Annotated in this window: 9 protein-coding genes; all 9 read right to left on the minus strand. The window is 40.0% G+C overall.

The features are described from left to right. Positions 1-2 precede the first annotated feature (2 nt). The 9 genes from AAEY57_RS04380 to AAEY57_RS04420 all read right to left on the minus strand — a co-directional run bounded on the left by AAEY57_RS04380 (position 3) and on the right by AAEY57_RS04420 (position 10,818). Positions 3-2,099, minus strand: a complete 2,097-nt coding sequence (locus AAEY57_RS04380; RefSeq protein ID WP_013465034.1) for a DUF1302 domain-containing protein — start codon at positions 2,097-2,099, stop codon at positions 3-5. A 253-nt stretch (positions 2,100-2,352) separates the two neighbouring features. Beyond that, a complete protein-coding gene (locus AAEY57_RS04385) occupies positions 2,353-2,574 on the minus strand; it encodes a DUF2835 family protein (protein WP_016900377.1) in 222 nt (73 codons plus the stop codon). Between the two features lie 3 nt (positions 2,575-2,577). Then, positions 2,578-5,172, minus strand: a complete 2,595-nt coding sequence (gene pepN / locus AAEY57_RS04390; protein ID WP_350606591.1) for an aminopeptidase N — start codon at positions 5,170-5,172, stop codon at positions 2,578-2,580. Positions 5,173-5,222: 50 nt separating this feature from the next. Next, complete coding sequence (nhaC, locus tag AAEY57_RS04395) at positions 5,223-6,707, minus strand: Na+/H+ antiporter NhaC (protein ID WP_016900378.1); 1,485 nt, start codon at positions 6,705-6,707, stop codon at positions 5,223-5,225. A gap of 158 nt (positions 6,708-6,865) precedes the next feature. Further along, a complete protein-coding gene (gene prc, locus AAEY57_RS04400; RefSeq protein WP_350606594.1) occupies positions 6,866-8,890 on the minus strand; it encodes a carboxy terminal-processing peptidase in 2,025 nt (674 codons plus the stop codon). Between the two features lie 27 nt (positions 8,891-8,917). Continuing rightward, positions 8,918-9,556, minus strand: coding sequence for an RNA chaperone ProQ (gene proQ, locus AAEY57_RS04405; RefSeq protein ID WP_008112041.1), 639 nt, complete (start codon positions 9,554-9,556; stop codon positions 8,918-8,920). A 16-nt stretch (positions 9,557-9,572) separates the two neighbouring features. After that, on the minus strand, positions 9,573-9,851 hold the full coding sequence (locus AAEY57_RS04410; protein WP_350606597.1) for a hypothetical protein: 279 nt from the start codon (positions 9,849-9,851) through the stop codon (positions 9,573-9,575). Continuing rightward, on the minus strand, positions 9,851-10,309 hold the full coding sequence (msrC, locus tag AAEY57_RS04415; protein ID WP_008112037.1) for a free L-methionine (R)-S-oxide reductase MsrC: 459 nt from the start codon (positions 10,307-10,309) through the stop codon (positions 9,851-9,853). Before msrC ends, AAEY57_RS04410 begins: the two co-directional genes overlap by 1 nt. A gap of 128 nt (positions 10,310-10,437) precedes the next feature. Then, the gene (locus AAEY57_RS04420; RefSeq protein ID WP_008112036.1) at positions 10,438-10,818 is read right to left on the minus strand and encodes a hypothetical protein; all 381 of its coding nucleotides are present in this window, start codon (positions 10,816-10,818) and stop codon (positions 10,438-10,440) included. Positions 10,819-11,065 lie beyond the last annotated feature (247 nt).

The raw sequence follows: 11,065 nt of genomic DNA on the forward strand, positions 1-11,065 counted from the left end.
CCCTAGATAGAATATTTTAAGTTAAAAGAAATGTAATCTCGGTCAGAGAAAGTGTTGGTGTCGCCACCACCCCAAAATGAGTTGTAACTTACATCCAAAGACCATGCATTTTGGTAATTAAAGCTCATAGTTGCACCTAATGACTTACGATCTTCAATGAATAAGAACATTGGATCTGGCGTGTTACCATTTACATCATGCGAGAACACAAAACGAGGTGAGAAGTTAATACCATTGTAAATATTAAAGTAATCACCTTTGGCAATTAAGCGATAACCCCAAGACGACGCCGTAGCAAACGATTTTTGCTCAGGTCCATTAGATAATGCCATATGTAGTGAAGAGTAATCTGAACTACCAGGGCCTTGCATGATACCGCTTCGACCAGTACCAGACACATTCAAGCGCATTTCATCGTATTCAGGCATATTGTTGATGCGAACACCACCAATTTCACCGACAACTGCCCAGCTATCAGCACCTAATGAAGGGCCGAATAAATGCGTTGCCGTAAACTGTAGCTGTGAAGTATTACGTTCAATGTAACCTTTAGCCAGCTCGCCTGGACCTACAACACTTGCAGCATCACCTTTACTCATTTGCGAAATACCCGCAAATTCAGGGCGTAAGCCGGCAATCGCTAATTGCTCAGGCATAGCTGCATAAAGTAATTCTACGTCATCGATTTGTAATGGTTCGTCTTCACGAAAAGTAAACTCACCAGCAAACGCTGTTTCACCAAGTGAAGTGTTAAAGCTTAAACCGTAAAGTTTAATATCTTCAGGGTATTCGTTTGTCGCTTTAGCAAATGCTTTTAAATCAGATACGTTATCAGAGGTAATTTCTGTGGTGGCAATCATCGCTAAATCTTGTTGTATTGATGCTTGCGTGAAATTAGATACGCGACCTGAAATAAGTGGACGACGGCTATGGTAATTTACATGGTAAAGTGCCACTTCTGTATCGTTCCACTCGGGTAAGAACATGCCTAAGCGTAAACCATATTGGCCGCCATCATCTGGCTCTGTTTTGCCATCGTAGCCTTTGCCTTTTAGCGCGACCTTGGTCGGGTACGCTAAGTACATATTTGCCAATAGCTCTTGGCCAGCTGAGCTTGATGGGTCAATACCTTGGCTTGCAGCCACTTGGCCATAAGTTGCCATCAGGTTATTCAAGTTATCTGTTAAAAACGCTAAGTCAATATCAGGATTTGAGGTAAAACCAAGCTGTACATTTTGTTGATAACCGTTTTCAGCCGCAAAATCATTGGTAGAAAAATAAGTCCCTGCTGCTGGTAAACGTGTTTCATGCCATTGGTATTGATAAAAGCCCTCTAAGGTCATGTTTTCTGTAAGCCCTAATGAGGCCCACAACATACCAACCGGAATAAACGCTTCTTTTAGTTCAGCACCTGGTGCTTTTAATCGGTCAATATCAACCGGGTTTACGTTAATACCATGAGAGATTAATGTACTTTCCCCCCAGTTAACCACTTGTTGACCAACTCGAATAGAAAGCGGGTTTTTGCCTTCATTTAAATCAAAGTTTGCCCACACATACGCATCAAGTAAACGAATGTCAGCACAGCTTTGCTCTTTAGTATCATCATCATCACACGGATCTACACCCTGACCTGATGTTGGATTAACGTAGGCACGATCGCCGTCCATTAATTCAAAATCATAAAAGTACATAAAACGAGTAAATAAGCCGTAGTTATCTTTACTTATTGATAGATCATGCGTGCCTTTTAATAGCTTTGAAAAAGTTTCGCCGCTATCAAAGTTTAAATCGCCTGCATCACCATTATTTGAGTAAGAGCCCGGTTGAGCCCAGACATCTTGAGATGAATAAATTGTATTGATTGCTGGGTTATAACCTGTCCAATCAAATGATGGGTTATTACTTTTACCAATGAGGTTAAAGTCACGGTCTTCTACGCGAATACTTTGCCCATAAGAAAAAGTAGAGTCGAAAGCGATATCAAAACCGCCTACCTCAAATGTTGCAGCCTGTGTCTGTGCTGCTGATAAACCGATAGCCGCAGCTGTTAAGCCGAGTACTATTTTATTTTTAACAAAAAGCGATCTTCTTATCATTTTGGTTCCCCCCTGTCGCGGGTATTTTTTGTGTGATCAAGTTATTGTTTTTAGTGTAATCGTAACGATAGAAGCGAATTAAACAAATTACAAATGGTCGCCTTCAATCAGTTATAAGTTTTTTATTTGTTTAACGTTTACGTATTGGTAAGACGTCATACCAGATAATTTATACACGTAAATTAACAATAGAACAAATCGAAATTAACAAAAAGGCAATATTTGTGTATATCTATATCACAAAAAACAACAGCTAGGCTACTCGTTCGAGACGGATGAACTTGTTTTCATTACTTAAAATAAGTCTAAACCGACCACGAATACCTAAACTAGACATGAAGGGCCGAAGATAATGCGCAGCAAAACGAATTGTTTTGCCGCTATCAGCTGTTACTTGAATTGAGCTATACCGGCCATGGTAATAATCCATGCACTCGTTATAGCTCAAATTTATATAAAAATAATGTTCTATCATGATTTATTGTAAAGCTTTTTCAACCTTTTCAAATAAATCATCGCTTAAACCTTCTAAATTCGAAAGGCGCTCTAATTGCGCTTTCATTGCACTGGCACGGGTTTCATCATAGCGGCGCCATGACATAAACGGCGTTAACATACGTGATGCATTTTGCGGGTTAATCGCATTAAGCTTAATTAATAAATCGCCAAGTAATGTATAACCTTGACCATCTAAGCGATGAAATTGTGCGGTATTAAAGTGCGAAAAACTCCCCACTAATGCACGAACTCGATTCGGATTTGAAAAATCAAAACATGGATGTGTATACAAGGCCTTAATTTTCTCAATGGCATCATCAGCGCTGTTCATTGCTTGTAAAGCAAACCATTTATCCATTACTAGCACATCATGGCGCCATTGGCTGTCAAAATGCGCAAGTAATTGATTTGATAATGGGTGCGCAGCTTTAACTACACTGCTCAAAGCGCCAAGCACATTAGTCATATTTGTTGATGCTGCTGCCTGCTCAATTAAGCTTGCCGCCTTAGCACTGTCTGTTTTTGCTAAATAGTGCAAGCAAAGTTGTTTTAAAGCGCGAATAGCCACCGCTTTGGCACTCACACTACCATCATCGGTGATTGCCTGATAACAACTTAAAAACTCAGTATGTAGTTGTTTGGCAATTTGTTGTTCGAATAGCTCAATATTGGCAATAATGTCATCAACCGGAATAACGTCAAACTCCGCAGCTAAAGTATCAAAACTAGGCAGTTTTAAGAGTTCAGCAATCAGCGCTAAATCACCCTCTCGTTGCGATATTAGCACCCTAAGTGCATCAATAACGGCATCGCTTAGTGGTGCATTACTAGCTGAAATAACGTTTGCCTTGAGTGCATCAATAAACAATTGTTGTTGTGCATCCCAGCGTGAAAAGTCACTGCGTGCAAAACGCATAATATGTAATAAATCAGCTTCAGTGATCTGTTGATTCAAAATACACGGTGCTGAAAAATCTTCTAGCAATACGGCGGTTGGACTGTGTTCAATATTATCAAAATGAAATGTTTGTTTAGCTTGAATAACATTTAATACACTATCAACCTTTTTACCTTGGTATTGCAATGCAATACTTTGGCCTTGCTGATCTAAAAGTTCAATCGCAAAAGGAATATGTAACATCGCATTATCAGGCTGATTCAGGGGCGCAAGTTGCTCTATAGTGAGCGTGAAGATTTGTGCACTATCATCATACGCTTTGGTAACGTTTAAACGTGGTGTCCCACACTGATTATACCAACGCTTAAATTGTGATAAATCAATTGATGATGCATCACTCATTGCCGCAACAAAATCATCGCAGGTAACCGCTTGGCCATCATGACGCTGAAAATACAGTGTCATGCCTTTTTGAAAATTTTCCTCACCCAACAATGTATGCATCATACGAATAACTTCAGCCCCTTTGTCATACACTGTAACGGTGTAAAAGTTATTCATTTCGATGACTTTTTCTGGGCGTATTGGGTGTGCCATTGGGCCGGCATCTTCGCTAAATTGATGAGTGCGCATCACTTTTACCGCGTCAATTCTATTTAGCGCACGAGAGCCTAAATCACTGCTAAACTCTTGATCTCTAAATACCGTTAAACCTTCTTTTAAAGACAGCTGAAACCAATCACGACAAGTTACACGATTTCCGGTCCAGTTATGAAAGTACTCGTGGCCAACAATAGACTCAATGGTGTGGTAATCTTTATCAGTTGCCGTTTCTTGATTTGCCAGCACACATTTGCTGTTGAAAATGTTTAACCCTTTATTTTCCATTGCTCCCATATTGAAAAAATCAACGGCAACAATCATATAAATATCAAGGTCATACTCTAAATTAAAACGTGACTCATCCCAAGCCATCGCTTTTTTAAGCGACGTCATAGCATGCTCTGTTTTAGGTAAGTTTCCTTTATCGACAAATAACGCTAGGGTGACATCCTTACCACTGCGGGTAGTGTATTTATCGTGTAAAACATCAAAGTCTCCTGCCACTAGAGCAAACAAATAACTCGGCTTTTTGAACGGATCTTGCCATTTTACAAAATGGCGTCCATCTTGCGTTTCACCACTGTCCACTTGGTTACCATTAGAGAGCAAATGCGGAAATGCCGTATCGGCAATAATAGTGACATCAAAAGTTGAAAGTACATCAGGACGATCCATGTAGTAGGTTATTTTTCTAAACCCTTGCGCTTCACATTGAGTACAATAAGCGCCTCCCGATAAGTACAACCCCTCAAGTGATGTGTTTGTTTGCGGTGAAGTTTGCGTCACTATGCTTAACTGACATTCATCAGGCAGATTATTAATGATTAATTGCTGATTTATAATTTTATAATCTGTGAGCTCTGCACCGTCAATCGATAAAGAGAGCAGGGTTAAGTCAATGCCATCTAATACCAGGGGGGCATTTGAATCACCCACGCGTTTAAGCGTTAATAAAGCATTTACTTGAGTCGTTAATGGCTGTAAGTCGAAAGTCAGCTCAGTATGCTCGATTGAAAAATCGGGGGCTTTATAGTCTTTTAAATATTCTGCTTGAGGTTTTTGTAGTTCAGTCATGATCACTCCAAAAAAATAGCCCCTTTTAGTGATAAAAGGAGCTACTTAAATTAAGCCGTTTGCTTAGGCTTGATACGCAGTATCTTAATACCTAAGTAAGCATAAATAACGGCTAAGAAAGGATTTATAAGGTTGAAAAATGCATAAAGTGCATAATCAAACGGATTGATTAATAGGACACTTTGCATATACGCACCACAGGTATTCCATGGTATGAGCGGGCTGGTAATTGTGCCACCATCTTCTAGTGTGCGTGACAAATTAACCGGCTTTAACCCGCGCTTTTTATATTCTTCTTTAAACATACGCCCGGGTACAACAATAGCAATATACTGATCGGCTGCGATAATATTGGTACCAATACAGGTAGCAATAGTTGAAGCAATTAATGAACCGGTACTTTTTGCGATTTTAAGAATACTTTTAACAAATATATCAAGTAGACCCGTTTTTTCCATAATCGCACCAAACATAAGTGCCGTCATGATCAACCATGTCGTGGTTAGCATGCCTGACATGCCACCGCCACTGAGCAAAGAGTCCATTTTTTCATCACCGGTACTAATAGTAAAACCGTCAAAAAAAGTGGTCCAAACCAGTTTAAAGTAACCAACAAACTCACCTTGAGTCATATCTATTTGGTTAGCAATTAAATCAGATTGAAATAACAATGCCCATACAGCCCCTATTACAGCACCAATAGAAATAGCCGGAAACGCTGGCATTTTTCTTATTGCTAAAACTAGTAACACGATTAAAGGCACCAACATTTCTAAACCAATATTAAAGTTTTGTTGAAGAATTGATGTTATTTCATCAATTTGACCCGACTCGCCTGCCGCGGTGGCATTGAAGCCCATAAATACAAAAATGATTAATGCAATCACAAAGCTTGGAACAGTTGTCCATAACATATGGTGAATGTGTTCAAATAAATCAGCACCAGCAACAGCCGGTGCTAAATTGGTTGTTTCTGACAATGGGCTAAGCTTGTCGCCAAAGTAAGCGCCTGATATAACTGCACCAGCGGTAACTGTCGGCTCTAGGCCAAGTCCAGAAGCAACGCCAAGTAACGCGACACCTATGGTCGCTGCCGTGGTCCACGAACTACCAATACTCATTGCTACAATGCCACAAATTAAACAACTCGCAGCGTAAAACCAGCTAGGGTTGATAATTTGTAAGCCGTAATAAATTAAGGTCGGAACCGTTCCTGATAATAACCATGTTCCGATAAGTGCCCCCACCATGAGTAAAATTAAAATAGCGCTAAGAGATAAGGTAATTCCCTCAATCATTGCATCTTCTAATTTTTTCCATGTGTAGCCATTTTTTAAACCAATCAGTGCTGCAGCAAAAGTTGCAAACAGTAATGCAATTTGATTCGGTCCTGATGATGAATCATCGCCAAATAAGTACACGGCGGCACCTAACAAACAAATTAATACAGCAATTGGAATGAGTGCATCAAAAAGTGTGGCACTTTTAAGTGGTTTTTCTTCAATGGGCTTCAAAATATAGACTCCTACACACATTCGATGCATGTTGATTATTTTTATTAGCACGTACGCGCATTTATTGAGCAGTGTTGATCTAGCTCAACTTTTGGTAATCCGCGATTATAACAATTTAGCAAATTATCGATAGTAAAAAAGGCGCCTAAGCGCCTTTTTTTTAACGAGCAAAGCCTTAATTAGCGCTTAGCCATACGACCGTATCTAATATAATCTTGCGTTATTAGTGCCGCTTCTTCAAGGAATGGGTCGAGCTTTTCAATCACCTCTGGTACATCGTCAAGGTTTTCTACTGGCTCTTTACCTAAACGTTTTAAACGCTCGTTAGTACGAGCTAATGCACGTGCCTCATTTTCTTCTTTTTCTTTAATACGTTTTTTCTCAACTAAAGAAATCGTTTTACGATCTTTTTCTTCGTTGTAACGGGTAATATCTTCAAACACATAATTAAATTCAGGCTCTGTTTTAATTCGCTCATCATGTTGTTTTTCAAGATGACTGATGACCGGATCTAAACGCCCTATTTGTTTATACTGTGCTTGTACTATGCTATCCCATGGCAATGCATTGTCTTGTTTGCTTTCGCCCCACTCAGCTGGGTCAATGGCAGATGGGAACGTAATATCTGGGATCACACCTTTATGCTGCGTACTGCCGCCGTTGATACGGTAAAACTTAGCAATGGTGTATTGCACACTGCCTAACGGGTTATCGTATAAATCATAAGCGCGCGCGAGGCCTTTATGCTGCTGCACAGTGCCTTTACCAAAGGTTTGTTCACCAATAATAACTGCGCGGCCATAGTCTTGCATTGCCGCTGCAAATATTTCAGATGCAGACGCGCTGTATCTATCAACAAGTACCGTCAGTGGACCATCGTAGTAGGTAATGCCATCACGGTCTTTTTGCTCTTCAATGCGATTATTTAATGTATGAATTTGTACCACTGGGCCTTGATCAAAAAACAAGCCTGACAGCTGCGTCGCTTCATATAGCGAACCACCGCCATTTTGACGTAGGTCTATAATAATACCGTCAACTTTTTGCTCTTTTAATTTAGCAAGTTCTACTTTTACATCTTTAGAAAGGTTGTTGTAAAAACCAGGGATTTCAATTACTCCAATCTTACTGGTTAGATCCGAATAGCTGGCTTCAAATACTTCTGATTTTGCTGCTCGGTCTTCCAGACGAATTTTATCACGGGTAATCTCAACTACCTTTGGCGTACCGTGAGCATCAGCGCCCTTTAAATATTGTAAACGTACTTTAGTGCCTTTAGGACCTTTTATAAGATCAACCACGTCATCTAAACGCCAACCAATAACATCAACAAACTCTTCGCCCTCTTGAGCCACACCAATAATGCGATCATCGGCTTTAATCTGCTCAGATTTGTCTGCAGGGCCTCCTGGAACTAGACTACGAATAACTGTGTAGTCTTCATCAGGCGTTAATACTGCGCCAATCCCCTCAAGCTCTAAGTCCATGTCCATTTTAAATTGTTCAGCACGACGAGGTGACAAGTATGAAGTATGCGCTTCAATACTGCGTGCTAGCGAGTTCATTACAATTTGAAATGCGTCTTCAGATTTTGACTGAACAAGGCGTTTTTCTGCGTTTTTATAGCGCTTAGTCAACACCTCTTTAATGCCTGGCCAATCTTTGCCAGTCATTTTTAAACGCAGTGCATCATATTTTACCCGTTCGCGCCAAATTTCATCAAGCTCAGCTTGGGTAGTTGCCCACGGTGCATCTTCGCGGTCATAAAAATATTCATCTTCTTCATCAAACGTCATTTCGTTTTCAAGTAGCGACAGTGAAAATTCATAACGTTCAAAACGGCGTTTAAGGCTTAAGTTGAAAATATCAAACGTAAACCCTAACTGACCGCTAAGAAGCGCGTTATCAAAACGGTTACGATATTGCTCAAATGAGTCTACATCGCTTTTTAAAAACACGTTTTTATTAAAATCAAGGGATTCGATGTAACGATCAAATACTTTACTCGAAAGCTCATCGTTAAATCGAACGGGTGTGTAATGTGAACGAGTAAATAGATTAGCCACTCGTTTGCTGGCTGTACCGTGCTGACTTTCTTGTTTTAACAAGGGTAAGTCTTCTAATGTTACCGGTTCTACTGCAGCAAATAACGAACCTGAAAACAGCGCAGCAACTAACGGAATGAGCGTAAACTTTTTACTCATACACAACTCCTTAATTTTTTTCGCAACTTAAATAATGTATAAGCTGTCGGCTTTGGTTTTTACTTGCATACCTGTCACTAGTTCAACGTGAACATCGTCTTTGTTTACTTCAGTGATTACTGCATTAACAAGTGCTTGGCCAAGTTTAACTTTAACCTTGTTATTAACCTTGACCTCGCCTGCAGGTAAAGGTTCAACTTTTCCTGAACGCTTAGGCGCAGCGGCTTTGGCAGGTTTTGCTGCAGCTGATGGATTTTTAGCTGAATGCGCTGGCTTCTTCTTAAAAGATTTTGCATCTGAGTCTTGACGTGGGCGTTGCTGCTTTTTGCGCTTTGCCATTTTAGCACGGCTTTCTTCCAACGCTTTTTGTGCGTGGTCGATATGCTCTTGCTCAACTTTCTCGCCTTGATTTCCGTCGAGATCAATACGGAACTCAGATTTAGTAACCGCTTCAAGATAGCGCCAGTTAGATGTGTATTTTCTAAGTGCTTGGCGTACTTGTGTTTTACTAACTTTTTCAGACCCTTCAATACGCTCAGCGATATCTTTAAAGATACCTACTTTAAGCGGCTGAATGCCTTCTTTTTGTTTAAAACATTGTGGAAATTCTTGGTATAAGAACTCCAATACTTCATTAATATCTTTTAGCTTGTTTGTGGTTTCCATTTTAGAACCTATTTAATCACATCTTTTCATCAAGGGCAGAATCAACATAGTGGATGCTCCAATCGACTAACTCTTCAAAGTCAGTTTCAATCACAGCCATATCACCACGTAAATGTTCCCAAATACCATTTATAATTTCATCAATTGAATCACAGTCTAAATCATCAGGTAGACGACCCCAGGCCATGTGAATCAAATCATTGAGCGTTTCCGCTACATGTTCTTCTTCACCTTCCCAATCACCTACATCTTGAACGGCGAATAGGTAATCTTGAACATTTAGCAAATCTTTCATTACAGGCTAGCCTCTAAGCATTTTACAAGTGCTTCAAGCCCTGCTTGGTCATCAGTATCAAATCGGCCAATACTTGGGCTATCTATATCAAGTACCGCAAATACACGGCCGTTTTTCATGATAGGTACAACTATCTCAGAATTTGACGCCGCATCACAGGCTATATGACCGTCAAACGCATGCACATCTGAAATTAACTGGGTTTGCTCGGTTGCCGCAGCAGTGCCACATACCCCTTTCCCTACCGGAATACGAATACAAGCTGGATTGCCTTGAAATGGACCAAGTACCAATTCTGTCGGTGAATCCATAAAATAAAAGCCCGCCCAATTCACATCTTCTAAAGAAGTAAATAACAGCGCGCTAATATTTGCCATATTGGCAATTATGTTTGATTCACCGCCTATCAGCGATTCAGTTTGCTTAACTAATGACTGGTAAAAATCGTGCTTTTGCATACCAAACTACTTCTTATTAAACATACAGTAGCTAAAGGTACTCTTTGTCACTAAAAATTGAAACCTTTTGCGGGTAAAAAAAAGGAAATTACATGGTTTTACGACACACTTGATTAAATATTCTGCAATTAGCTTTGTACCGATTTACGCAAGCCAAATAAAAACAGTCCTGCAGCAAATCCCGACATCACACTATTGATTAAAAATATCTCGCCAGTAGTCGCACTAAGCAGATAGCTAAAAATAGCGCCACCCAGTAAGCCAAGAGTTAATACCCCAGAATAATTCACCTTAGAATACTTAAACATAAGTAAGTAGCCTGGCACCACAAACGCAGCCATCGTTAACCCTACTATGTGGGCATTAGCAATGGCCGTCATCAATAGCCCTAAAAAGATAGACACCGCGTCACCACGCATAGTCAATGCGTAATATATTCCTAGCATACTGCCGATAATAACAGGAGATAATAATGAAAGTGCGACGCTTTTAGCAAGTTGATGTTTCATAGTAAGAACCTTAAATACACAAGCATAAATCTTATTTCTTAGCATGCCCTAAGAGCTGTAGCTTATAAATAGAGACTATGGTCGTATTTTTTAACTAAATATACTTGGTTTTGAGGTTAGGTATAGCGAAAATTAGACGCAAAAAAGCCCGCTAATAAGCGGGCTTTAATATAATGGTGGAGAGATAGGGATTTGAACCCTAGAGGGGCTATAAACCCCTGCCGGTTTTCAAGACCGGTGCATTCGA

The sequence above is a fragment of the Pseudoalteromonas sp. MER144-MNA-CIBAN-0113 genome, from assembly GCF_040308965.1.
Classification (GTDB): Bacteria; Pseudomonadota; Gammaproteobacteria; order Enterobacterales; family Alteromonadaceae; genus Pseudoalteromonas; species Pseudoalteromonas tetraodonis.